General features: G+C 60.6%; 18 protein-coding genes. 6 read left to right on the top strand and 12 right to left on the bottom strand.

The genetic code is table 11. The features are described 5' to 3' along the window. Positions 1-23 precede the first annotated feature (23 nt). From gap to D9M09_RS03425, 3 genes are all read right to left on the bottom strand, one after another. Positions 24-1034 (bottom strand): type I glyceraldehyde-3-phosphate dehydrogenase, encoded by a 1011-nt coding sequence (gap, locus tag D9M09_RS03435; RefSeq protein WP_010395244.1) that lies wholly within the window; start codon positions 1032-1034, stop codon positions 24-26. A gap of 76 nt (positions 1035-1110) precedes the next feature. Then, the gene (gene tkt / locus D9M09_RS03430) at positions 1111-3108 is read right to left on the bottom strand and encodes a transketolase (protein WP_070312784.1); all 1998 of its coding nucleotides are present in this window, start codon (positions 3106-3108) and stop codon (positions 1111-1113) included. Positions 3109-3352: 244 nt separating this feature from the next. Then, the gene (locus D9M09_RS03425; protein WP_121668579.1) at positions 3353-6091 is read right to left on the bottom strand and encodes a TonB-dependent receptor; all 2739 of its coding nucleotides are present in this window, start codon (positions 6089-6091) and stop codon (positions 3353-3355) included. A gap of 524 nt (positions 6092-6615) precedes the next feature. Between D9M09_RS03425 and D9M09_RS03420 the strand changes: the two genes are divergently transcribed. Further along, on the top strand, positions 6616-7341 hold the full coding sequence (locus tag D9M09_RS03420; protein ID WP_121668578.1) for a 16S rRNA (uracil(1498)-N(3))-methyltransferase: 726 nt from the start codon (positions 6616-6618) through the stop codon (positions 7339-7341). Positions 7342-7515: 174 nt separating this feature from the next. On the opposite strand, the gene D9M09_RS03415 is transcribed toward D9M09_RS03420, so the two are convergent. Further along, positions 7516-10515: a TonB-dependent receptor gene (locus tag D9M09_RS03415; protein ID WP_083287270.1), complete on the bottom strand. Its 3000-nt coding sequence runs from the start codon at positions 10513-10515 to the stop codon at positions 7516-7518. Between the two features lie 698 nt (positions 10516-11213). On the opposite strand from D9M09_RS03415, the gene D9M09_RS28735 reads away from it, so the two are divergent. After that, positions 11214-11522 (top strand): hypothetical protein, encoded by a 309-nt coding sequence (locus tag D9M09_RS28735; protein WP_162995551.1) that lies wholly within the window; start codon positions 11214-11216, stop codon positions 11520-11522. Between the two features lie 75 nt (positions 11523-11597). Then, the gene (locus tag D9M09_RS03410) at positions 11598-13229 is read left to right on the top strand and encodes an NAD(P)/FAD-dependent oxidoreductase (RefSeq protein WP_070219253.1); all 1632 of its coding nucleotides are present in this window, start codon (positions 11598-11600) and stop codon (positions 13227-13229) included. Between the two features lie 88 nt (positions 13230-13317). Here D9M09_RS03410 and D9M09_RS03405 read toward each other — a convergent pair whose 3' ends face one another. The 8 genes from D9M09_RS03405 to glnA all read right to left on the bottom strand — a co-directional run bounded on the left by D9M09_RS03405 (position 13318) and on the right by glnA (position 23750). Next, positions 13318-15771 carry a TonB-dependent receptor domain-containing protein gene (locus tag D9M09_RS03405; RefSeq protein WP_121668577.1) on the bottom strand — a complete coding sequence of 818 codons (2454 nt, stop codon included), beginning with the start codon at positions 15769-15771 and terminating at the stop codon, positions 13318-13320. Further along, entirely contained in the window at positions 15765-16133 is a 369-nt protein-coding gene (locus tag D9M09_RS03400) for a TonB-dependent receptor plug domain-containing protein (protein ID WP_121668576.1), read from the bottom strand. The genes D9M09_RS03405 and D9M09_RS03400 overlap by 7 nt, the downstream gene beginning before the upstream one ends. Positions 16134-16433: 300 nt before the next feature. Continuing rightward, the gene (locus D9M09_RS03395; RefSeq protein WP_121668575.1) at positions 16434-17807 is read right to left on the bottom strand and encodes an ATP-binding protein; all 1374 of its coding nucleotides are present in this window, start codon (positions 17805-17807) and stop codon (positions 16434-16436) included. 134 nt (positions 17808-17941) lie between these two features. Then, positions 17942-18907 (bottom strand): magnesium/cobalt transporter CorA, encoded by a 966-nt coding sequence (gene corA / locus D9M09_RS03390; protein WP_034760218.1) that lies wholly within the window; start codon positions 18905-18907, stop codon positions 17942-17944. Positions 18908-19045: 138 nt separating this feature from the next. Further along, positions 19046-20536: a nitrogen regulation protein NR(I) gene (ntrC, locus tag D9M09_RS03385; protein WP_070291141.1), complete on the bottom strand. Its 1491-nt coding sequence runs from the start codon at positions 20534-20536 to the stop codon at positions 19046-19048. Between the two features lie 48 nt (positions 20537-20584). Continuing rightward, positions 20585-21673, bottom strand: a complete 1089-nt coding sequence (glnL, locus tag D9M09_RS03380; RefSeq protein WP_070291140.1) for a nitrogen regulation protein NR(II) — start codon at positions 21671-21673, stop codon at positions 20585-20587. Between the two features lie 5 nt (positions 21674-21678). Next, positions 21679-22161, bottom strand: a complete 483-nt coding sequence (locus D9M09_RS03375) for a DUF4124 domain-containing protein (protein ID WP_070291207.1) — start codon at positions 22159-22161, stop codon at positions 21679-21681. A gap of 173 nt (positions 22162-22334) precedes the next feature. Continuing rightward, positions 22335-23750, bottom strand: a complete 1416-nt coding sequence (gene glnA, locus D9M09_RS03370) for a type I glutamate--ammonia ligase (protein ID WP_070219258.1) — start codon at positions 23748-23750, stop codon at positions 22335-22337. Positions 23751-24135: 385 nt separating this feature from the next. On the opposite strand from glnA, the gene D9M09_RS03365 reads away from it, so the two are divergent. From D9M09_RS03365 to D9M09_RS03355, 3 genes are all read left to right on the top strand, one after another. Then, positions 24136-24597, top strand: a complete 462-nt coding sequence (locus tag D9M09_RS03365) for a rhodanese-like domain-containing protein (RefSeq protein WP_070219342.1) — start codon at positions 24136-24138, stop codon at positions 24595-24597. Between the two features lie 157 nt (positions 24598-24754). After that, complete coding sequence (locus D9M09_RS03360; RefSeq protein ID WP_070291139.1) at positions 24755-25105, top strand: type II toxin-antitoxin system RelE/ParE family toxin; 351 nt, start codon at positions 24755-24757, stop codon at positions 25103-25105. Beyond that, positions 25102-25386, top strand: a complete 285-nt coding sequence (locus D9M09_RS03355; protein WP_070291138.1) for a helix-turn-helix domain-containing protein — start codon at positions 25102-25104, stop codon at positions 25384-25386. Before D9M09_RS03360 ends, D9M09_RS03355 begins: the two co-directional genes overlap by 4 nt. The last annotated feature ends 13 nt before the right edge of the window (positions 25387-25399 follow it).

The following is a 25399-nucleotide window of genomic DNA, read 5'->3' as shown; positions in this document are numbered from 1 at the left end:
TTTTTTCTTATGCGGTCACAAAATTACTTGGCCGACATCAGTGCGACGGTGGTGTCGAGCATGCGGTTCGAGAAACCCCACTCATTGTCGTACCACGACGATACTTTCACCAGACGGCCCGACACCTTGGTCAGGGTCGAATCGAAGTTCGACGAAGCCGGGTTGTGGTTGAAGTCGATCGAGACCAGCGGTTCGGTCTGGTAGGTCAGGATGCCTTCCAGGGCGCCTTCCGACGCGGCTTTCATCAGCGCGTTGACTTCTTCCACGGTGGTGTCGCGCTTGGCGATGAAGGACAGGTCGACCAGCGACACGTTGATGGTCGGCACGCGGATGGCGAAGCCGTCCAGCTTGCCATTCAGCTCAGGCAGCACCAGGCCCACGGCGGCGGCGGCGCCCGTCTTGGTCGGGATCATGCTCATGGTGGCCGAACGGGCGCGGCGCAGATCTTCATGCATCACGTCGGACAGCACCTGGTCGTTGGTGTAGGCGTGCACGGTGGTCATCAGGCCCGTTTCGATGCCGATGGCGTCGTTCAATGGCTTGACCAGCGGTGCCAGGCAGTTGGTGGTGCACGACGCGTTCGAGATGACGGTGTCGGTCGATTTCAGCACCGAGTGGTTCACGCCGAACACGACGGTCGCATCGACGTCTTTGCCGCCGGGTGCCGAGATGATGACTTTTTTCGCGCCGCCCTTCAAGTGAGCCGAAGCCTTCTCTTTGGTGGTGAAGAAGCCCGTGCATTCCAGCACGACGTCCACGCCCAGCTCGCCCCATGGGATTTCAGCAGGATTGCGCTGTGCGAATACGCGGATCGGATCGCCATTGACGATCATGTTGTCGCCTTCGACGGTGACCGTGCCCGGGAACTTGCCGTGCGCAGTGTCGTAGCGGGTCAGGTGGGCGTTCGATTTGGCATCGCCCAGGTCGTTGATGGCAACGATCTGGATATCCTGTTTCTTGCCGCCTTCGTAGAAAGCGCGCAACACATTACGGCCGATGCGGCCGTAGCCATTGATTGCAACTTTGATCGTCATACTCTGCTCCTGATTAAAAAAGAAGGTACATGCACGCCCCCGGCGACAACATCGCCAGGACCGTTAAAAATCAATATTAGCCAGCGATAACGGCTTTCACCTTGGCGACGACGTTCTCGACCGTGAAGCCGAAGTGCTTGAACAGCACGCCAGCCGGCGCCGATTCGCCGAACGTGTCGATACCGACCACGGCGCCTTCCAGGCCCACGTATTTGTACCAGAAGCTGGTCACGCCCGCTTCGATGGCCACGCGCGGCACACCTTTCGTCAGCACGCTGGCCTTGTAGGCGGCGTCCTGGCGGTCGTAGACATCGGTCGACGGCATCGACACGACGCGCACGTTGATGCCTTCCGAGGCCAGCGCGCTGGCGGCGGCGACGGCCAGTTCCACTTCGGAACCGGTGGCGATCAGGATCGCCTTGGGCTCAAGCACGTCGTTGAGCACATAGCCGCCGCGGTAGATGTTCTCGATCTGTTCGGCGCTACGCTCCTGGTACGGCAGGTTCTGGCGCGAGAAGATCAGGGTCGACGGGCCATCCTTGCGGCGCACGGCGGCGCCCCAGGCGGCAGCCGACTCGACAGTGTCGCATGGACGCCAGTTGTCCAGGTTCGGGATCAGGCGCATCGACGAGACGTGCTCGACCGATTGGTGCGTCGGGCCGTCTTCGCCCAGGCCGATCGAATCGTGGGTAAACACGAAGATCGAACGCAGTTTCATCAGGGCGGCCATGCGCAGGGCATTGCGGCTGTAGTCGGAGAACGTCAGGAACGTGGCGCCGAACGGGATGTAGCCGCCGTGCAGGGTGATGCCGTTCATGATGGCGCTCATGCCGAATTCGCGCACGCCGTAGTTGATGTGGTTGCCAGGCTGGCCCGAACGCACGGCCACGCACTCTTTCCAGTTGGTCAGGTTCGAACCGGTCAGGTCGGCCGAGCCGCCGAGGAATTCCGGCAGCGACGAAGCCAGTGCCTGGATGGCGTTCTGGCTGGCCTTGCGGGTAGCGATGTTTTCTTTCTTCTCGACGCAGGACGCGATGGCGGCGCTCAGGGCCGCTTCGAATGCCTGTGGCAGTTCGCCTTGCATGCGGCGGGTCAGTTCAGCGGCTTGCTGCGGGAATTCGCGGCTGTAGGCGGCAAAGCGCTCGTTCCAGTCCGCTTCCAGCAGGGCGCCCTGCTTCTTGGCGTCCCACGCGGCGTACACGTCGGCCGGCATTTCGAACGGGGCGGCATCCCAGCCGATGTATTCGCGCACGGCAGCGATTTCCTTGTCGCCCAGCGCGGCGCCGTGGACCTTGTCGCCGCCTTGCAGGTTCGGCGAACCCTTGCCGATGATGGTCTTGCAGCAGATCAGGGTTGGCTTCGATGCGGTCTTGGCGGCGGCGATGGCGGCGGCGACGGCGGCCACATCGTGACCGTCGACGGCGCGGATGACGTTCCAGCCGTACGCTTCGAAGCGGGCCGGGGTGTCGTCCGTGAACCAGCCTTCGACTTTGCCGTCGATGGAAATGCCGTTGTCATCGTACAGGGCGATCAGTTTATTCAGGCCCAGGGTGCCGGCCAGTGCGCACACTTCGTGCGAAATACCTTCCATCAGGCAACCATCGCCGACGAAGGCGTAGGTGTAGTGGTTGACGATGTCGTGGCCAGGCTTGTTGAATTCAGCGGCCAGCAATTGCTCCGACAGGGCCATGCCGACGGCGTTGGCAATGCCCTGGCCCAGCGGGCCGGTGGTCGTTTCCACGCCGGGCGTGATATCGACTTCCGGGTGACCCGGGGTTTTCGAATGCATCTGGCGGAAGGCCTTGATGTCATCCATCGACAGGTCGTAGCCCGTCAGGTGCAGCAGCGCGTAGTGCAGCATCGAGCCGTGGCCGTTCGACAACAGGAAACGGTCGCGGTTTTGCCATTTCGGGTTCGCGGGATTGTGGCGATAGTGACCACTCCACAGGGCAACTGCGATCTCGGCCATGCCCATCGGCATGCCTGGATGGCCGGAATTGGCCTTTTGTACAGCGTCCATTGCCAGTGCGCGGATCGCATTGGCCATTTTGGTAGTCGGGAGCGTAGTTGTCATGATGGTGTGGGTCAGTCGCGGAGTTTAAATTCGTTTGCAGCGCAGCTGGGCGCAGTCAGAGCTATGTATTTTACCAGACCAGCAAGGGGAAAAATCAAACCGCGCAACGCGCGCCGCCGCAGCTTGTGCCGCTTGCGCCCGGCAGGGGCGAAAAAAAACCGGGCCAGGCCCGGTTTTTCGCGACGTACGCCGCTGCGGGGCGCGCCGCAAATCGGCCCGCCCCGCCTGTCAGTCCACCCTCACGTCATTTGAAGGAGTACGACGCCGACATGTAGATGTAGCGGCCACGCGGATTGCCGTAGGCGGTGTCGTAGCCGATGTTCGACGATGGATCGAATGCCGGCGCACGGTCGAACACGTTATTGACGCCACCACGCAGCACCAGGTTCTTGAAGCCGCTGTAGGACAGCGAGGCGTCAACCAGGGTCGCGCTCGGGATCATCAGGCCGTTCGCGTACTCGTCGTAGTAAAGGTTGATCGTCGCCGACGGTGTCCGGTCCACGTGGTAATGCGAAGTGAAGTTGGCGCTCGTCGTCGCCGCCCAAGCACCGCGGTCCCAGTTGACACCCAGCTTGGCCAGCAGCTTAGGATAGCCGTATTCACCTGCCTCGCAAGCCGTGTTGTTGGGGCAATTGATCGCCGGATCATCAGGCAGCAGCGTGCGGTTGTAGGACAGCGTGTAGCTCGCCTCGCCGAACACCTTGAAACGCCCCATCTCGGCCGTGCGCAGCGTGTACGACGCTTCGACATCCAGACCGTCGGTGACGACCTTGCTGCGATTGATCAGGCCAACCTGCAGCTGCTTCAGGCGACCTACCAACGGACCCAGCGTCGCGCGCTGGGCGGCGCTCAGCGCGTTATACTTCTCTTGGTCTTCCGCCGTGACGGCATAGCGCGTGACGGCGTCCTTGTACTGACCATCCTCGCCCGCCAACACGGTTTCGTTGTCAAGATTCTCGACGCGATCGTTCCACTTGATATTCCAGTAGGTTAAACCCAGCGTCAGGTTCTTGATCGGTTCGGCGACCACGCCCAGGTTGAACTGCTTCGATTTTTCGGGCTTCAAATCCTTCGTGCCGGACAGCAGAGACAGCGCCGAACCGCTGCAAGCGGTGTCAAAATACGCGTCACCCACGATGCAACGCTTCGGATCCTTGGTCGCGACGAAACCGCCGCGGCCTTCGTTAAAGCGCTGCGACAGTGTCGGCGCGCGGAAACCGGTGCTGTAGCTGGTGCGGAACATCAAGGTCGGCAAGGCGGTCCAGCGCAGGCCAAGCTTCGGGTTGGTGGTACCGCCAGCCAACTGGTAGCGATCATAGCGGACGGCCGCCTGCGCTTCCAGGTTTTTCAGCAGCGGCAGGGCCAACTCGCCGAACACGGCGCCGAGCGACTCAGAGCCGTCGATGCCGCGCAGGGTCGAATAGATGCCGATTGCGCCATCGCGCCAAGCCTGCGACGGATCGTAGCTGAGCTTCTCGCGCTTGTACTCGGCACCGACGGCCACACCGATCTTGCCGCCGGGCAGTTGGCCAAATTCGCTGGAAGCAGTCACCTTGGCAAAATCCGTCGAGGACTTGGTCTTGGTGTACTGGTCGGCCGTCAGTTCGTTGATGATCTGCTCCGAATTATGGTTGCCGCCGAAGGGGTTGAACTTGCCCTGCGCCAGGTAACTCTGCAATTTATCGTGCATGAAGGAGCCGTACACGCGCGTTTCGCCCTTCTCCTGGCTGTGGCCCACAGACACGGTCCAATCCCAGTTGGCTACGCGGCCGGTGGCGCCGCCAACCAGCCAGGTGGTGTCTACATTGGTGCCCGTACCACCCTCGGCGGCAGGGAAGAGGCGGCGGATATTGACCGGCACGCCGTAGGTATTGAAGGGGTTGTTCGCCGCCACACGCAGCACGCCGGAGCGGTCGGCATTTTGGATCCAGGCAGGCGAACCTTGGACGCGCGTGTCGAAGTGGTTGTAAAACAGATTGGCGAACAGCGATACATCCGGCGTCAAATCCCAGTTCGCCGTGACCGCCCCGCCGTAGCGTGTGGACGGGCGCACCAGGTCTATCGACTCAGCGGCGGAATACATGCAGGAGCTGCGATTCGGCCCAGCCACCCATTCCGGCGCATCCGGATAGGGCTTGCTGTGGGCCGCGTCGCACTCCGGATCGGGCATGCGCTGCGAACCGCCAAGCGATATGGTGCCGGGATCGCGGCCCTTGGCGCCGTACACGCCACCCTGATACAGGCCGCCCTTGTGGCCGGTGAAATCGGTACTGTTCGCCCAATCGCGGTCGACGCCGTGGATAGCCTTGGTTTTTTCGTACGAGGCCGAATAAGTCACGTTGAATTTCTGTGCGTCACGGTCGCCGAAACCGCCGGACACGGACACCTTATGGTTTTGCCCGTCGCCATAGGTGGTCGAACCGGTGCTGGCGTCGAGAGTCAAGCCCTGGTAATCCTTGCGCAGGATGAAGTTGATGACGCCGCCGACGGCATCGGTGCCGTAGATGGCCGAGGCGCCGTCCTTGAGCACATCGATGCGCTCGATGGCCGACAGCGGAATGGCGTTCAGATCGACGGAGGTCTGGCCGCTATAATCGTCCGAACCGGACGCCGGCAGGCGATAGCCGTTCAACAGAATCAGGGTCGGCAGACCGCGCAGCGAGACGCTGGTGGCGCCGTTTCGGAAGGAACTCGATGTCGCCAGCTCACCGCCGTTACCGCCAGCAGAAGTCAGGTTGCGCATCAGATCCAGCACCGACGTCGCGCCCGAACGGGCAATCGATTCGCGCGTCATCACGGTGATCGGGGAAATACCTTCGGCTTCGATGCGTTTGATACTCGAACCGGTGATTTCGACGCGCTGCACCTTAGGCACCGGCGCATCGATCGCTTCCTGCGCATGCACGCTCATCGTTGCGACGCCGGCGAACGCGGCCAACGCCAATCTCACCACCTGCACACTCTTTTTTTCGCGAAACATCATAACTTATTCCTTTTCATGATCCCTGATATCACTTGATAAGCGATTAGTTTGTATTTTTATAATCACTTAAATCTCTCATGGTCTTGCGAAAAACTGCAAGGCCCCTCCCGCTACAGTGGCATGCTTGTCCAACCAATTTAAGCTGGCCGCAACGCGCCCGGGGTCATAGGCCCGGGCATTGAAACGTGCGGCGTCTCCCCATGCCATACCGAATCACATCACGGACGACATTGCTGGAAACAATTGATGTCGTTCAACACAACTTGTATAGTCATCAAACCACGCCAAAAGTATCACTGTCAATAATGCAATGATTTATGAAATCAAAAAACAACATTTCGTTTTAGTCAGCTTGTTATCTCCACGCAATTTCCCGTCCCGGATGCGCCGCGCAGGCCCAGCGGCAAGAATTTCCCCCGGCCGCGCGCAGCGGCACTAAAATTGCACTCTCGAGTCGCTGCCGCGCGCGCCCCACCCGCGCGCGGCGCGGCACCTCCCATTGTTTCTCTCCGCCAGGATGTTGCATGCCGCGTTTTTTCTGTCCCCAGCCACTCGCCATAGGCGCCACCATCGCTCTGCCCGACGCCGTCGCCCACCACGTCCATGTGGTGCGCCTTATGCCGGGCGAGGCCATCACCGTCTTCAACGGCGAGGGCGGCGAGTACACGGCTGTCTTGTGCAACGTCGAGAAAAAACGCGCCAGCGCCGAACTGAAGTCCCACACGGCGCGCGAAGCGGAACTGCCCTACGCCGTGACCCTGGCACAAGCGCTGCCGGAAGCGTCCAAAATGGACTGGATCATCGAAAAAGCCATCGAACTGGGCGCGGCCGGCATCGTGCCGCTGGCGGCGCAACGCTGCGTCGTGCGCCTGTCCGCCGAGCGGGCGGAGAAAAAACTGGCCCATTGGCAAGCGATCATCGTGTCCGCATCGGAACAATGCGGGCGCAACCGCCTGGCGCAGCTGGCGCCATTACAAGATTTTAATAGCTGGAGCAGCCAGCAGGATTTACATAAACGCATCATCCTGACGCCGCGTGCGGAGCAGTCGCTGGCCGACTGGGCGCGTCACCAGCCGCCGCAGGCGATCACCGTGATGGTGGGGCCGGAAGGGGGATTTTCGGAAGCGGAAGAAAAGGCGGCCCTGGCCGTCGGCGCCATCGGCCTGGCTATGGGGCCGCGCATCCTGCGCACGGAAACGGCGGGCCTGACGGCGCTGGCCACCTTGGGCGCCTTGTGGGGCGGGATGTAAGCCAGCGTACGACGATCAGGCACCGAGCGTGCCGCCAAAACAAATGCCCCGCAAGCTTTGCAGCTTGCGGGGCATTTTACTGGCATGACTGATGATGCCTTTGCTGTATCCGTCCGTCCGTGCATCCCCGTCTCCGCCGGCTGACGACTGTCAACCGGCAAGGAGGGAATCACATCAGAACTTGTGGCTGTACTGGGCCGACAAGCGCACGGTGCGCGGGCTCGAGTAGGAGTTGACCATGCCGGCGGTCGTGCTGACGGCAGTACCAGCGGCGCTGGTGTTGTAAGCCTCGTCGATCGATTGCGCCACTTGACGGTTGGTTGCGTTCAGCACGTCGACTTTAAACACGATGCCCTTGATCTGCTCTGGCTTGTAGATGAAGTTCAAGTCCAGGCGCATTTCCGTTGGCAGCGTGCCGTAAGCGCCACGGCCGTTCGGGCCGGTTGGGCACAGGAAGAAGATCGAACCGTATTGCGACAAGCCCAAGCCCTGTTGATCCATGGACGCTGGGATATTGCAAGTACGCGACATAGGACGGCCCGTTGCCACCAGCAAGTTGCCACCGACGCCGAACTGGCTCGTGAACTCATAGTAGCCATAGGTTTTCAACTGGTGCGTACGGTTGTTCGGCAACAAGCCGCTGCCGTTGATCATCGTCTCAGGGAAGTCCCATCCCGAGCTGAAGCCCACGTCGGCCTGGCCGTTATCCGACTTGGTCTGACCTTCCTGATTGCCTTCGCTGCGCGACCAGGTGTAGTTCATCTTGCCGTACCAGCCATTGCGCATCGGATGTTCGAGCATGAATTCCAGCGCCGTATAGGTACGCTTGGCTTTTTCCGGGAAGCCGGCATCGGCAGCCGTAATCGTCACCGCGCGCTGTGCACCGTTTGGTCCCACCGGGATCATGAAGGTGTTGTCCTTGCCTGGATTGAACAGGGCGCCGTTCCAGCCATGATCGTCGAAGTACTCTTTTTCAGCGCCTGTCAGCTTGGCCGAAATGGCGCGTGGATCCGAGTAGTCATCGATCGTGTTTTTCAGCTTGCGATAGGTGAACTTGATACCGCCGTTGAAGTCAGGCGTCAGCGCCTTCTCGAAGCCCAGGTTGATCTCGTCCTGGAAGTGGGCCTTCAAGTTGGTCGAAGCCAGCTCATTGGCGCGTTTTTCCTGGCCAAATTCATTGTTAGCCGACACGACATTGCTGATCGGGTTCAAGCCCAGCGGTGCGCCCGTGGTCGGGTTGACGCCCGTGTAGGTGTAGAAGCGGTCGGTGTTCAGCGAAGCGCCGGCAAAACGTACGGCCATGTTGGCCGGCAATTGCATGAAGTAGCGGCCAGCCGTACCGAAGACTTTCAGGGAACCGTCGCCATACACATTCCAGGCCGCATTCAAACGCGGTGCCAGCATGTTTTTCTGTTCCACGAAGGTTTCGCCGATACCGTTCATGTTCTTGAACGACTCATTGCGCAAGCCCAGGGTCACGACCAGGTTTTCGGTGGCCTGATAGCGATCCTCGATGTATTGCGCCGACTGCTCGACGGTCGGGGTGGAGCCGCCGCGCTGCAGGTTTTCACGCACGTAGTAACCTTGGGTGCCATAACCGCCGCCAGCTGCCGGCGAGATATTGTGGCCAGACAATACGGTGTTCGGATCGGTTTTCAGATACGTCCAGGTACCGCCGCCAGCCGCTTCCGTACCGTTCAGGGCATTGATCTTGTTGTGGTCAAGACCGCCGCGTATCGTATGCTGCTTGGCCAGTTTGTATTCCAGATCCAGGCGATAACCGCGGTTGGTGTCTTGCGCGCCGTCGCGCAGCAGGGCCGAGCTGAAACCCTGCACTTGGCTAGGCGAATAATTCAGGCCTGGTACCTTAAACTCTGGAGAACTAACGACGATTGGACGCAAGCCTGGAATGTAGCCGAACGGATTTTGCTCGCGTTGCGTCTTCGCCTGGCCAACCAGGGCTTGCACGGTCAGATCGTCGGTCACATAGCTGGTCAGCTTGAGGATGTCGATGTTCGAGCCCTGGGCTGCCGCCAGCGCGGCACCGGTGGCGTTGAGGAACAGCACGCCTGCCGAATAGTTCTTGAATCTGGCGCCGCCGTTCTGCACATAGCCGCGCTGCTTGGTGTCGTAGTTGAAGCCGTAGTATTGATCGTTGACATTCGACTCGTCCGAAATGTGCGTGTATTCGAGGCGGTTGTTGTCGGTGATATTCCAGTCGATCTTGGCGATATAACGCGGCACATCGGATTTCTGCACCAGCCAGCCGGTCTGGTTGTTCACTTGGCTGGTCGATGCCAGACGCGCCGTTTCGCGGTCCATCTTGGTAAATTCGCCACCCAGATAGATGAACAGCTTGTCCTTGATCAGCGGGCCGCTGACATAGGCGTTATAGACCTTCTCGGTCAGCTTGTCGCCTTCGCGGTAGTTGTAGATCTTGCCATCCGTCTTGGGATTGGCACCCGTATTCGGGAACATGATGTTCTTGGCTTTGCCGCGCAGCGAATCAGGCGCGTAGGTAAAGCCGGCGCCGAATTCCCAGTTATTCGTACCGCTCTTGGTGGTGATGTTGACCACGCCACCCGTCGAACGTCCGAATTCGGCGCCGTAGCCGCCGGTGATGATTTGCGCTTCAGCAATCGAGCCGAAAGGCAGGGAAGAGTAACCAACCTGATACAGGCTGTTGGTGACGGGGAAACCGTTGATGTACGCCGCATTTTCCGACGCGCTGGAGCCGCCGAAGCTGGCGGCGTTGTTGCCGTAGCGCGAGTCGGCGCGCGTGGTGCCGCCAGCCAATTGCACGATGTTGGCAACCGTAGGCGCCAATGGCAGGGTAGCCAGTTCGCGCGAATTGAAGGAAGAACCGGAGTTGGAACTGGTGACATCGATCGCGCGGCGGCGGCTCGTCACGTTCACGGTTTGCACTTGCTGCAGCGCCACTTCGCTTTCCTGGCCGATGCGCACTTCCACATCCTGCGAGCTGACGACGGAAGAGCCTTTCAGCAGGGTCACCTTGTAGTTGCCAACTGGCAGGGAGGTGATGCGGAAAGTACCGCTTGCATCGGGCGAAATGGTCCGTTTGAAGCCATTGTCAGCACCGACGATCTGCACCGATGCGCTGGCATCCGGCGCGATCTTGCCGATGATATTGCCCGTGGCATTCGACTGTGCCATTACCGTTGGAACAATCGCAGCGCTCAATACCGATGCGCTGAAAGCGATCGTTAATGCACGTGCTATTACAGTTTTTCTCAACATGTCATTCCCTATTTATTTATGAGCGCAGTATTACTGCTTTGGTAAAGGAGTTTATCACTCACACTTATGCGTTTTTGAACGCTTTTTACTCTCATCACCTTGTAATCCCTTCATACAAGGCATCCTCTCGATCCACTTTGCATACGCAAAATAAACAGAATGACACATCGGAACATATTGAAACGGACTGGTCAATAAAATTAGAAAAACTGTTCTGTTGGCGCAACACTTCAATTTATACAAAAAATAGACGAGCAGAAGCGCATCCAGGCTGAATGAAAACACTCGCGGACGATAATCAAATTTACTTGGAATGCCTGCAAACAGTGGCTTTGCACCAATGGCATCAGAATGCTGCAGGAAGAGTTGTTTCTAAAAAATATGAATATAAAAAGCCCGGAAAATAAATGACGCGCAAGACGAAATTATTTTACGGGACGAGGTCGGATATATTGCACATCCATCCCGCAATAAATCAATCATATTTTTTCAGGACAGTTCCATATCTCCTGTCATTATCTCAAAAATAAATCCCGCATTCCATTGAGGACGCGACAGCGGCAAGAGGCAGCGCTGCTCATTTCCTTCAATGCGTACGAAGCAAAGATACAGAATTGCACCTGCAAGAAACAAAACACTATCAAATCACACGCAATGGCAAGGCGTCAACAAAATCAAGCAGCCACAACAAAAAAGCAACACAAATTACGGGGAAAATTTGGCCCCGATTTGCACGCCCCAACAAGGGGCGGCGGATGCACCAGCAACGCGCCGATTTTGCACCAGTTTGTAGCAGCCAGGAAACGCCGCCATATCGCGCCACGGCACGGTGGCGACCATGCGAACAGACGGTACTGCCGCCTGTTACACCCCAAAAAAAAGTCCGGATAAACGAAGCAGTAAACGATGTGGAGGTAAAATAGCGCCCGGATGCCGTCACGCGGCACCGCACACTCTCCGCTAGATACGGAGCCCGGCAATTTTTAAAAATACACACCATGTTGCGACTCAACGAAGTAAAACTCCCCCTCGAACACGACGAAGCGGCCCTGCCCGCCGCCATTCTGGCGCGCCTCGGCATTGCCGCGGATGAGCTGCTCGGCTTTACCGTCTTCAAGCGCAGCTATGACGCGCGCAAGCGCAGCGCCGTGGTGTTGATTTACTCGCTGCACGTGGACGTCAAGAATGAAGCGGCCGTGCTGGCGCGCCTGGGCCACGATATCCACCTGATGCCTGCGCCCGATACCGACTATAAATTCGTCGCCGGCGGCGAACAGCTGGCCGGCCATACCAATGAACCGCGCCCCATCGTCATCGGCACGGGCCCCTGCGGCCTGTTCGTGGCGCTGATCCTGGCACAGATGGGCTTGCGCCCCCTCATCCTGGAACGGGGCAAGCAGGTGCGCGAGCGCACGGTCGACACCTTCGGTTTCTGGCGCAAGCGCGAACTGAACCCGGAATCGAACGTGCAGTTCGGCGAAGGCGGCGCCGGCACCTTCTCGGACGGCAAACTGTACAGCCAGATCAAGGATCCCAAGCACTACGGCCGCAAGGTGCTGACGGAATTCGTCAAGGCCGGCGCGCCCGAAGAAATCATGTACGTGAGCAAGCCGCACATCGGCACCTTCCGCCTGGTCAAGATGGTGGAAGAAATGCGCGCGAATATCGAACGGCTGGGCGGCGAATACCGCTTCAGCAGCAAAGTGGTCGATCTCGACATCGAGCCGGGCAGCGATGGCGGCCAGGTGCGCGGCGTGGTGCTGGACAATGGCGAAACCATCGCCAGCAACCACGTCGTGCTGGCCATCGGCCACAGCGCGCGCGACACCTTCGAGATGCTGCACCGCCGCGGCGTGTACATCGAAGCGAAACCGTTCTCCATCGGCTTCCGCGTGGAACACCCGCAATCGTTGATCGACAGCTGCCGCTTCGGCCCCAGCGCCGGCCACCCTATCCTGGGCGCGGCCGACTACAAGCTCGTGCATCACGCCAGCAATGGCCGCTCCGTCTACAGCTTCTGCATGTGCCCGGGCGGCACGGTGGTGGCCGCCGCCTCGGAACCGGGCCGCCTGGTGACGAACGGCATGAGCCAGTACTCGCGCAACGAGCGCAACGCCAACAGCGCCATCGTCGTCGGCATCACGCCGGCCGATTACCCGGGCGACCCGCTGGCCGGCATCGCCCTGCAGCGCGAGCTGGAGGAGCGCGCATTTGCCTTGGGCGGCGGCAACTACGATGCCCCTGGACAATTGGTCGGCGACTTCGTGGCTGGCCGCGCCTCGACGGAATTCGGCAGCGTGGTACCGTCGTACAAGCCGGCAGTGCATCTGACGGACTTGGCGCCCTCCTTGCCCGAATACGCGATCACGGCCCTGCGCGAAGCCTTCCCGGCGTTCAACAAGCAGATCAAGGGCTATTACAAGGCCGACGCCGTGCTGACGGGTGTTGAAACGCGCACCTCGTCGCCGATCCGCATCAAGCGCCGCGACGACGACCTGCAAAGCCTGAATACACGGGGCCTCTTCCCCGCAGGCGAAGGCGCCGGCTATGCGGGTGGCATCCTGTCGGCGGCCGTCGATGGCATCAAGGTGGCCGAGGCGGTGGCGCTGTCGATGGCGGCGCGCGGCTAAGCTACGCCAGCCTCTGCCTGCAGGCGGGACGAAAAAAAACCGGCACTGAGTTCACAGTGCCGGTTTTTTTTATGCCTGCTCCCGCTCTTTAAAACTTGTACGAGGCATTCAGGTAGCCGGTACGGCCGCGCGGATCGTAATAGCGGTCGTCATAGCCGAATTGCTGGCCGCGGTTCGCGCCGGACGTCGATGGCACGAATGGCGGACTCTTGTCGGTCAAGTTCAGCACGCCGGCGGTGAGGACCCAGCTCTTGCTTGGCGTCCACACCGTTTGCCAGTCGAGCGTCGAATAGAAACCGACCTGCATGCGGATCTTTTCCTGGCCCGTCACGGCGCCCGAAGCGTCAAGTACATCGACCGACGTTTCCTGGTCCTTGTAGCCGGACAGGAAGTTGACCGTCAGCGAGTTGGCCCAGTTGCCCGTTTTCAGGGTATTCGTCCACTGGCCGCGCGTGCGGAAAGTCACCGTCCCCAGATCGGCGAAGTTGCCCAGCGCCGAATAATACTTGCCGCCGCGTTCCAGCTGCACATCCTCGCGCAGCATTTGCGTCGCGTTCAGCTGCGACGTGAACAGGCCAATGCCGGAACGGTAACGGGCGCTGATATCGATATCGACACCGGTGGCAAACGACTTGCCCAGATTCTGGTTGTCCGCCAGGAAGGCCAGGTAGGTGGTACCCGTGCCCACGTCCTTGTTGACGCCCCAGGATTTCGGGAAGTTGGACGGATTGCCGAATACCAGCTGTTCGGTCAACTGACCGAAGGAATCGCGGATCTGCACATGCCACAGGTCGGCGCCCAGGGTAATGGCGCTGATCGGCTCGTAGCGGAAGCCGATGGTCGCCTGTTTCGATTTCTCAGGCTGCAACTCGCGGTTGCCGCCGGCCAGCTGGTCGTACTGGCGATTGCCTGGCTGGCATTGTGCATTCAGACGCGTGGCGATCGCCTGCAGTGCCGGCGTGCACGTGTACTTCTCGCTGGTGACACCATAGCCGCGCTGCAGGGCGTTGACTTGCGGCACTGTCGGTGCGTGGAAACCGTTGCCGACAGAGCCGCGGATCAGCAAGGTGGGTGCCGGCGTCCATTTAAAACTGGCCTTGGCCGTGGTGGCGCCGCCGAAGTCCGAGAATTCATCGAAACGCAAGGCCGCGCCCAATTCCAGCTCTTTCAGCACAGGCGCGATGACTTCGCCAAAAATGCCCTTCGACGTACGGCTGGCGCTGTACGGCTGGCTGCTGGCCGCATCGCCGAAACGCTGGTCGCACTCCAGTCCTGTCGTGCCGCCGCACAAGGTGCCCTTCACGGGGTCGGCCAGGATGCCTTGCGCAAACGGACTTGGCTTCGCGGAGAATTCTTCGCGATTGATGTTGACTCCCATGCCCAGCATCATCGCGCCGCCAGGCAGTCGGCGCAGTTCCGTCGAGCCATTCAGGTTAATCGTTTGCAGGCGCGAAGTGCCGCCATCCCAGTAACCGGTATACGCGGCAGCCTTGATGGCTTCCTGTGCCGCGGTGGACTGCTTGCCCGGGCCGACGAAGGGATCGAGCAGGCCGCTCGATGTGAGATTATTGACAGCAATGGCACCAGGATAGCCGGAAATACTGCCTTTTACGCGGCTTTCGGAAAAGTTATAAGCAGCGTTATAGTCCCAACCGGCCAGAATGCCGCGCGTGCCGACCACCACACTGGCAAAATCGGCCGTATCTTTCGAGGTACGCTGGCCCATGTCGAACAGCCGGTAAAAAGCCGTGCTGTCGCCGGTAATACCAGCTGGCACTAAATACTTGTCATGCAGCGGCGTGCCTGCATCGACAGCGATCGCCCCAGGCACGGGGGCGATACGCGAAGTTTGTTTCGTGCGTGACAGCAATACGTCCGCATACACTTCCTGGCCGGCGATCTTGAAGGTGCCCGATGCCATGAAGTTGTCACGCTTGCGCTCCGGATAGATTTCCAGGTCCTTGGTGAAGTCGTAGCCGCAGTAGTCATCGACCAGGCCGCTGCCGTCGTTATACGGTTCGATCACGCGGAACGTCTTGTCCGGGCAGGAGCCGTTGGCCTTCTGGTAAGGGCTGATCAGCTGGCCATTGTCATCGGTGGCATTGGCCGGAATCGGGCTGGCCGAAAACTGTTGCTTCTGATAGCGCTTGCCATTGGCCGAGAATTGCACCTTGCCCGTGCTGGCGAACTTGCGGTCGACGGAAGCGAGCTTGTCGCGCTCGTCGTGGCCAAAGGTCAGCACCACGTTGTAGCCATCTTCGTCCAGGTTGCCAAAACCCTTGGTGGCGCTGAGGCGTTTCTCACGCGCACCGTTTTTTGGTGCGGAGTAGCCGATGGACACATCACCGATCGTCGTATCGTGCTTGGTAATGAAGTTGACCACGCCGGCGATCGCATCGGCACCGTACAGGGCGGAGGCGCCATCGGTCAGCAGTTCCACACGCTCGATGGCCGAGATAGGGATCGAATTCAAGTCGAAGCCAGCGGCGAAACCCGTCAGCGTCTGGCCGCCGAACTGGGCCAGGCGCTTGCCGTTCAGCAAGACGAGCGTACGCGTCTCCCCAAGTTATGCACGGAAATACCGGAGAAACCGAAGGTGCTTCCCCCAACCGAGGAACTTTCGCTCGTGGCACCCTGGGCGGAAGAGAGCTTCTTGACCAGATCGGTGACCGAAGTGGCGCCCGATGTGCGGATGGCTTCGGCGGTCAGCACGGTGACCGGCAAGGCGCCTTCGGCAGCGATACGCTTGATCGACGAACCGGTGACTTCAACGCGCTGGATTTGCGCATCGGCGCCCTGCGCATCTTGTGCTACCGCAGACTGCGAGGCAACGGACAAGGCCGCTGCCATACCACCGGCGCAGACGATGCGAACTGCACGAGAGATGACGGTTTCTTTAAGCATGGTGAACCCTTTTTCATTTGTACGGTTATATATGACTCCGGATTTGTTACCCGGATTACACTCGTTCATCTAAAGGAAACGCCTCGCACGGCACCGGATCAGGCGCCGTGAAGTTCGCTGGGACACGTGTACAGAAATGGAACTAGGCAACTAAAAGTCAACTAGACAACTACATAGAATCACGGCAAGAATATGAGTGTCAACAGAACTCAACATGCGTATGGCGTACATACAACATATGAAAAGCAGGGGCGACAAGGGATAAGGCGCGCTCGCGGCTAGCCGCGAGGCCATGCGGCATCAGCTGGCCAGCGGCAGCCTGATTTGTATATGACAGCCGGGAGTGCAGTCGATCGCGCACACCTGGCCGCCCAGTTGCTGCACGATGGTGTAGACGATGTGCATGCCCAGGCCGGAGCCGCCCTGGCCCCGCTTGGTGGTGAAGAACGGTTCAAACATGTGTTCGCGCACGGCCGGCGCCAGGCCGATACCGTCATCGGAGAAGTCCAGCAGCAGCCAGCGCCCGGCGGCGTCTTCCCCCTCCTCCTCGATGCGCGCGCGGATCGTGATGCGCCCCGGGCCGCCTTGCGGATAGCCATGGCGGGCGCTGTTCATCAGCAGGTTCGAGAGGATTTGCGACAGCTTGCCGGCCGCCAGGCGTACCTGGCAATCGGGCGCGATATCGAGTTCCACACCCAGCGCCGCCTTGCGCAGTTCCGGGCTGTGCGCCGACACCAGGCCGTGCACATAATCGTGCAGCGCCAGGTCCGCCACGTATTCGCTGACCTGGTCCACGGCCAGCTGCTTGAAATTGCCGATCAGGTCGGCGGCACGCGCCAGGTTGCGCTCGATCAAGGCCGCCGCGCCTTTCAGGGATTCGGCAATGTCGATCAGTTCGGTGCGGCTGACCTTGGCGCCGCCCAGCAGCTGCACCAGCTGGTCGGCATAGCTGCCCATGCTCGACGCGGCTGTCAGCGCCACGCCGATGGGCGTGTTGACTTCATGCGACACGCCCGCCACCAGCGAGCCGAGGGCCGCCATCTGTTCCTGCTCGATCAGATTGGCCTGCGCCGCCAGCAGCGACTCGGTGCGCACGCGCACGATTTCTTCCAGCTGTTGGGTGCGCTCCTGGTGCTGCAGCTCGGCCGCGCCACGCGCCGAGAAGATCGACAGCAGCAGCAAGGCCAGCAAGCGCTTGTTTTCATCGATGGGACGCGTGTCGATGGCCGACAGGATGCCCAGGGTCTTGCCATCGGTATCGATCAGCGGCATGCCGACATAGCTTTCCGCATGCATGTCGACCAGGAGGGTATCGAGTGGAAAGCGACGCTGGATATCGCTGCCGTGAAAACACATGCTCTGGCAAGTCACGTCCTGACAAGGCGTGTGCTGCAGGCTGTATTCGATATTCGGCTGGTAGTCATCGCCGCCCCACAGGGCCAGGGTGCGGATGCCTTCGCTGCCATCGTCCATGCGCACCAGCCGCCCGGCGATCACATAGTGCACGTCGAGCGCTTCGGCCAGGTCCTTGACGAGGATGCGCAGGAAGTCGTCGCCACGGGCGTGCGCCGTCGAGGCGGTGATCGAGCGCAGGGCCGCTTCCGCCAGGGTGCGCCGCTGCTCGGGATCGAACAGGGGTTCTTGCGAATTCACATCGAACAACGGAATACTCATGAATGCTCCTGCGCAGCACGGGAAGCGCAGGCAAAGCTGCCGGCGCGGCGATCCTCAGCAAAGGCCCTGGTCAGGGGACTTGCCGCGATTGTACCCCTGGCTATTGTTTAATAATACAGATACGCAGGAAATTTTTATAGCCAGCCGGAACGCTTGAACAAGTAATACATATAACCGCAGACACAGCTCATCACTGCCACGGCGGCCGGATAGCCATAATGCCAGTCCAGTTCCGGCATGAACTTGAAGTTCATGCCCCAGATGCCGGCAAATGCGGTAAACACGGCAAAGATAGCCGCCCAGGCCGCCAACTGCTTGTTCACTTCGCTCTCGTCGATGGCCACCATCGACAGATTCACCTGGATGGCCGTGCTGATCGTATCGCGGATGGTGTCGAGCGTGCCGTTGATGCGCGCCAGGTGGTCGTGCACGTCGCGGAAATACTCCTGGGTATCGTGGCACAGCGGCGGCACTCGCCCGCCGTGCAGCTTGCCCACCGCTTCCATCAGGGGTGCCACCACGTGGCGCAAGACCATGACCTTGCGTTTCAATTGATACAGCCGTTCGATATTGTCGCGCTCGGTGCCACGGTCGAAGATGCGGTCCTCGATCAATTCCAGCTCCGATTCCAGCGCGTCGAGCACGGGAAAGTAACGGTCGACGACGGCGTCCATCAGCGCGTACAGCACGAAGGCCGAGCCCTGGCGCAGCAGATGCGGTTCGCGCTCGGCGCGCGCACGGACGCCAAGGAAACCTTGCGAGCTATTGCTGCGCGACGACAGCACGTAATTGGCGCCAACGAAAATGTCGACTTCGCCCAGTACCAGTTCGTTCTCGACCATTTCCACGGTTTTCACCACGGCAAACAGGGAATCGCCATATTCCTCGATCTTCGGACGCTGGTGGCCCCGCTGCGCGTCTTCCACCGCCAGTTCGTGCAGGCAAAACTCGTGCTGCATCTGTTTCAGCTCGTCCGGCGTGGCGTCGAGCAGGGCCACCCAGACGAAGCAATCGGGGCGCTCGACGTAATCGCTGATATCGTCGATCGGCAAGTCGGCCAGTTTTTTGCCATCCTGGTAGGCCACGCAGTTTATAAGCATACAGTTCCACAATCAAATGAAGACCGGACGAAACAGTCCGGCAGGCGTCAGCTTACCTTATCGCCTGCTGTGGGTGTTGTGGCGTGCAAGGAACACCGCAAGAAAAAGCGGACGGGAGAGTCCCCGTCCGGCAAGGCGTCAATCGTCCTTGGCGCCGTCGATGCCCAGTTCGGATATCTTGCGGGTGATGGTGTTGCGGCCGATGCCCAGGCGCACGGCGGCGTCGTTCTTGCGCCCGTGCGTATGCTTGAGCGCCGTCTTGATCAGGGCCGATTCGAATTGCCGCCCCAGCACGGCCATGACTTCCTGCTGTCCCGCGCCCAGCATGCCGGCCGCCTGCAATTCCAGCAAGCCGATCCAGCCCGGCGGCGCGCCGTTGGCGGGCGCGGCCGCTTCGAAGACCTGACCGCCCTGCTGGTGAGCAACAGCTGGCGACGCGGCCTCGCCCGCCGCGGCGGTGGCGGCGCCATCGCCCTGCCCCTGCGTCAATTCCAGCGGCAAGTCCTTGATTTCCACCGTCTGGCCCGGCGCCATGACGGTGATCCAGTTGCACAGGTTTTCCAGCTGGCGCACATTGCCCGGCAAGTCGAGGCTGCTGAGGAACTGCATCGTCGGTTCGCTCATGCGTTTGGCTTCCACGCCCAGCTGGCGCGCGCTTTGCACCAGGAAGTGGCGCACCAGAATGGGGATATCCTCGCGCCGCTCCCGCAAACTGGGCAGGCGCAGGCGGATCACGTTCAGCCGGTGATACAAGTCTTCACGGAACAGGCCGTCGCGCACGCGCTGCTCGAGGTTCTGGTGCGTGGCGGTAATGACGCGCACGTTCGCCTTCATGGGCTGATGGCCGCCGACGCGGTAGAAATGGCCGTCGGACAGCACGCGCAGCAAACGCGTCTGCAGGTCGAACGGCATGTCGCCGATTTCATCGAGGAACAGGGTGCCGTTCTCGGCCTGCTCGAAGCGGCCCCGGCGGGTCGTCTGCGCGCCCGTAAACGCGCCTCGTTCATGGCCGAACAGTTCGGACTCGAGCAAATCCTTCGGGATCGCCGCCGTGTTCAGGGCGATGAAGGGCTGCGCCGCGCGCGGGCTGTGCTTGTGCAGCGCGCGCGCCACGAGTTCCTTGCCGGAACCGGATTCGCCCGTGATGAGCACCGTCACATTCGATTGCGACAAACGGCCGATGGCGCGGAAGACTTCCTGCATGGCCGGCGCCTGACCGAGGATTTCCGGCGTTTCCGACGGGCCCGATTCGACGCTGGTCTCGCGCAGGCTTTCTTCCAGCGCGCGGCGGATCAGCTCGACAGCCTTGTCGATGTCAAACGGCTTGGCCAGGTATTCGAAGGCGCCGCCCTGGAAGGCCGCGACGGCCGAATCGAGGTCGGAAAAGGCGGTAATAATGATGACCGGCAAGCCGGGAAAGCGCGACTTGACCGTTTGCAGCAACTCCAGGCCGGACGCGCCCGGCATGCGGATGTCCGACACGAGCACTTGCGGCGTGTCAAATTCCAGCGCGGCGATGGCGTCGCGCGCATTGGCAAAACTCTTGGTGGCGAGATTTTCCCGCGCCAGGGCTTTTTCCAGCACCCAGCGGATTGATTCGTCGTCGTCAACTATCCAGATTGGCTTCATTAGTGTGTGCGTCCCGCAATGGATTTCATGGGTGGGATACTGCCTCGCTTATGGCAAGGGGAGAACGATCCTGAAATCGGTGTATCCAGGCCGGCTTTCGCACTCGATCACGCCCAGGTGCTGTTGCACGAAGGTTTGCGCCAAGGTCAGTCCCAGTCCGCTGCCGCCTTCCCTGCCCGACACCAGCGGGTAGAAAATCCGGTCGCGGATCTGGGGTGCGATGCCCGGTCCATTGTCAATGATATGCAAGTCTAATGCCAGGTTGTAGCGGACCTTGGCCAGGGTCACCTGGCGCGCCACGCGCGTCTTGAAAATCAGCTCCGCATCGCCCGCTTCGATGCGCTCGGCCAGCGCCTGCGCCGCGTTATGCGCAATGTTGAGCACGGTCTGTATCAGTTGCTCCTTGTCGCCGCGAAACTCGGGGATCGAGGCGTCGTAATCGCGCGAAATGGTCAGTCCGCTGGGAAACTCGGCCAGGATCAGGCTGCGCACCCGTTCGCACACTTCATGGATATTCACGTCGCCCACGATGTGCGGGCGGCGGTGCGGCGCCAGCAGGCGGTCGACCAGCGTCTGCAGGCGGTCCGCTTCCTTGATGATGACTTGCGTGTATTCGCGCAATTCGCTCAGGTGCAGGGCCGGCAATTCCAGCTCCAGCAGCTGGGCCGCGCCGCGGATGCCGCCCAGCGGGTTCTTGATTTCATGCGCCAGGTTGCGGATCAGCTCCTTGTTGACCTGGCTCTGGTCGAGGATGCGCTCCTCGCGGTCGAGTTTCAGCTGCTGCACGTTTTCGCGCAGCTCGATCAGCACGCCGTCGCGCGGTGCGTCGAGCGCGCTGACGATGCTGTGCACGCGCAACGGCTCGCGCCCCAGGCGTTCCAGGCTCAGGTCCTGGCGCAAATCGGAAAATTTATGTTCGAGCGCCTGCGCGCAGATGCCGGCCAGCTCCTCGGGATTGAGGAACAGCGCCGTCAGTTTTTGCCGCGACAGCGCCTTTAATGAGCTTTCCAGCAGGTTTTCCGCCGCCGCGTTGGCATAGCTGATGCGGCCGTCGCCGTCGAGCAGGATCACGGCAGAAGCGAGCAGATCAAGGCCTGCCAGGTGGGCCGGGCGGCTGGAATGGTTGTCTAGTGTCATGTGCTTTACCGAATATTCGCGATCTCGCGTTTCAGGGCCTCGACGTTCTGCTGCGTCCGGCTGATGTTGTCCTTCAGTTGCGCCACCCGTTCCTGGTATTTCGCATAGTTGCGCTCGTTGCCCTGGCGCTCGGGCTGCCCGCCGTTAAATTCCAGGCGCTGCGCCGCCAGTTTCTGCTCTTCGCTGCGCAATTCGTCCTGCAGGATCTGGCGCCGGTCCAGGTCGCGCGCGCGCTGCTCCGCACCATCGACCTTGGGAAACGCGCCGGCGGCCGGCGCCGCCGTGACCGCCGCCTGTGTGGCGGGTCGGGCAGGCGCGCCTGCCAGCGGCGCCGTCTTGCGTGGCGGCTCCGTCAGGGCGCCCGGCAAATCGAGCAGCTGGCAATGCGCGCCAGCCCGCCTGTCCGTGTACGTCTTGTGTCCTTGCGCATCGGCGCACACATACAACTGCCCGTGCGCCTGTGCCGCCGCGCCCAGCAATCCTGCCATCAGCGCCATTCTGTAATGCTTGGTCAATCTCTACTCCTGTCGGCACATGCCGCATCGTTCCTGGGCCGACTATACAACAACGCACTGTGGCGCCATAACAAAAAACGCGGGCAAGACCATCGCCTCACCCGCGTTTTTTTATTCACTACCGGCACGTTGCCGGCGTGGCGCCATTACAGCGAGTAGTACATGTCGAACTCGGCAGGATGCGTGGTCATGCGCATGCGCTGCACGTCCTGCATTTTCAGTTCCAGGTAAGCGTCGATCATGGAATCGCTGAACACGCCGCCGCGGGTCAGGAACTCGCGGTCCTTGTCCAGGGCTTCCAGTGCTTCTTCCAGCGAAGCGCACACGGTAGGGATCAGTGCGTCTTCTTCCGGCGGCAGATGGTACAGATCTTTCGAGGCGGCTTCGCCCGGATGGATCTTGTTGGCAACGCCGTCCAGGCCGGCCATCAGCAGTGCGGCGAAGCACAGGTACGGGTTCGCCAGTGGATCCGGGAAGCGCGCTTCGACGCGGCGGCCTTTTGGATTGGCCACGTGCGGGATACGGATCGAGGCGGAACGGTTTTTCGCCGAGTACGCCAGTTTCACCGGCGCTTCGTAGCCTGGTACCAGACGCTTGTACGAGTTGGTGCCCGGATTGGTGATCGCGTTCAGTGCCTTGGCGTGCTTGATGATGCCGCCGATGTAGTACAGGGCGAAATCGGACAGGCCGGCATAGCCATCGCCAGCGAACAGGTTTTTGCCATCTTTCCATACGGATTGATGCACGTGCATGCCCGAACCGTTGTCGCCAACGATAGGTTTCGGCATGAAGGTGGCGGTCTTGCCATAGCTGTGCGCCACGTTCCACACCACGTATTTCAGGTTTTGCGTCCAGTCGGCGCGCTCGACCAGGGTCGAGAACTTGGTGCCGATTTCATTCTGACCGGCGCCGGCCACTTCGTGATGATGTACCTCAACCGGGATGCCCAGCGATTCCAGGATCAGGCACATTTCCGAACGCATGTCCTGGAAGCTGTCCACTGGCGGCACGGGGAAGTAGCCGCCCTTGACGGTAGGACGGTGGCCGCTGTTGCCGCCTTCGATATCCTTGCCGGTCGACCAGGAACCTTCGTCCGAACCGATCTTGACGAAGCAGCCCGACATGTCGATCTTCCAGCGCACGCTGTCGAAGATGAAGAATTCTGGCTCAGGGCCGAAGTAGGCGGTGTCGCCCATGCCCGACGATTTCAGGTAGGCTTCGGCGCGTTTCGCGATCGAGCGCGGGTCGCGGTCGTAGCCCTTGCCGTCCGACGGTTCGATCACGTCGCACTGCATGAACAGGGTCGTTTCTTCCATGAACGGGTCGATATTGGCCGTGTTTGGATCCGGCAGCAAGATCATGTCGGACGCTTCGATACCTTTCCAGCCAGCGATCGAAGAACCGTCAAAGGCGTGGCCCGACTCGAATTTGTCCATGTCGAAGTGCGACACGGGAACCGTCACGTGCTGCTCTTTACCACGGGTATCAGCAAAGCGGAAATCAACGAATTTGACTTCGTTTTCTTCTACCATCTTCAAGACTTCTGCGGCTGTCATTGCCATGCGTATCTCCTAAATGAATGTGGGGTGAGCCGACCTTAGTGCGTCTGGGCTGATGAAGCGAAGCAAACATTGCGTGCCACCAAAACTCATAAGGATCATAGCAGATTCCATGCCAGCTCCAGAAGAGACCTGGCCGCCAGAGGCAAAAACCGGCTATCCCAATGAAAGTTTTCCCGCCCGCGATTTTCCTGCTGAGTTTGCATCAAATCAAGAATGCACTATGCAAGTGCAAAAAACGAATAACGCACCATTATCGTGCATTTTGTGCGGATTTCTGAAAAATGCCTCGTTGTGGTGCATGCGCCGTGCGCCGTGGTTTCCCGTTTGCGGGGCGCGGATGGCGCACTATAATCGACCATACCTGCCCACTTTCATCGAGGACGCCATGACTACCGCCGCCGACATCCTGACCACCGCCCGCAGCCGGGCCAATGAAGGTACGCCGTATGCCGGCGCCGTGACGCCGCAGGAAGCGTACGCGCTACTGCAACTGGACGCAGCCGCCAAGCTCATCGACGTGCGCACGAACGCCGAGCGCGACTGGGTAGGCCGGGTCGACATCGCCGATACCCAGCATGGTGCGGTGCAGTGGGCCACCTACCCGGGCGGCGTGCCGAATCCCGATTTCCTCGCGCAGCTGGCGGCCCAGGCCGGCAAAGACGAGGTGCTGCTGTTCCTGTGCCGCTCGGGCGTGCGTTCGCGCCATGCCGCCAAGCTGGCCACCGAGCACGGCTATATCAACTGCTTCGACATCCTTGAAGGGTTTGAAGGCGACAAGGATGCGGACGGCCACCGCAAGCAGATCGGCGGCTGGTGCAAGGCCGGGCTGCCGTGGCTGGGCGCCTGACGCTGGCCGCCTGACTATCTGAACAGTGTTTGATCTGGCGGGCCACGCGATGGCCCGTCATCGACTACAACCATCCATGCGCGCCCGATTTTTTCAACTGCGGCGCAAATTCTCCTTGAAGAAATGTACCTTATATAGTACAACGTAGAGGTGCGTCATGGATGCTTCCGGCTTGCGGCAGATTACCCTGCTGTTCTACGCGAATGGCAATGGCGGCGAACCCGTGCGCGACTGGCTCAAGTCGCTCCCCATCGAGGAACGCCATGTGATCGGACAAGACTTGATGCATGCGCAATGGCGCTGGCCCGTGGGCATGCCCCTGTGCCGGCATCTCGGGCACGGCTTGTCGGAGGTGCGCAGCAGCTTGCCCGGCAACCGCATCGCGCGCGTGCTGATCTGCCATCACGGCGATTGCCTGGTGGCGCTGCACGGCTTTATCAAGAAAACCCGGACGACGCCGGAAGACGACCTGGCGCTGGCCCGCAAACGCTACAAGGAACTGACATGAACGCCACCGCCCCCCATCTCGGCAGCAGCCTCGACGACTTCCTCAAGGAAGAAGGCATCTTTGAGCAAACGCAAACCCGCGCCATCAAGGAAGTGATCGCCTGGCAACTGACGCAGGCGATGCAGGAGCAATCGCTGTCGAAGACGCGCATGGCGGACCTGTTGCAGACGAGCCGCTCGCAGCTCGACCGCCTGCTCGACCCTGGCAGCGACGTGACGCTCTCCACGCTGGAGCGGGCCGCCGCGCTGCTTGGACGCAAGCTGTCGGTCACCCTCGTTTAAGCGACTTAAGCGC

It is taken from the genome of Janthinobacterium agaricidamnosum, from assembly GCF_003667705.1.
Taxonomy (GTDB): Bacteria; Pseudomonadota; Gammaproteobacteria; order Burkholderiales; family Burkholderiaceae_D; genus Janthinobacterium.
Note: the sequence above shows the minus strand (reverse complement) of the source record. Positions and strands in the feature narration are given on the sequence as shown.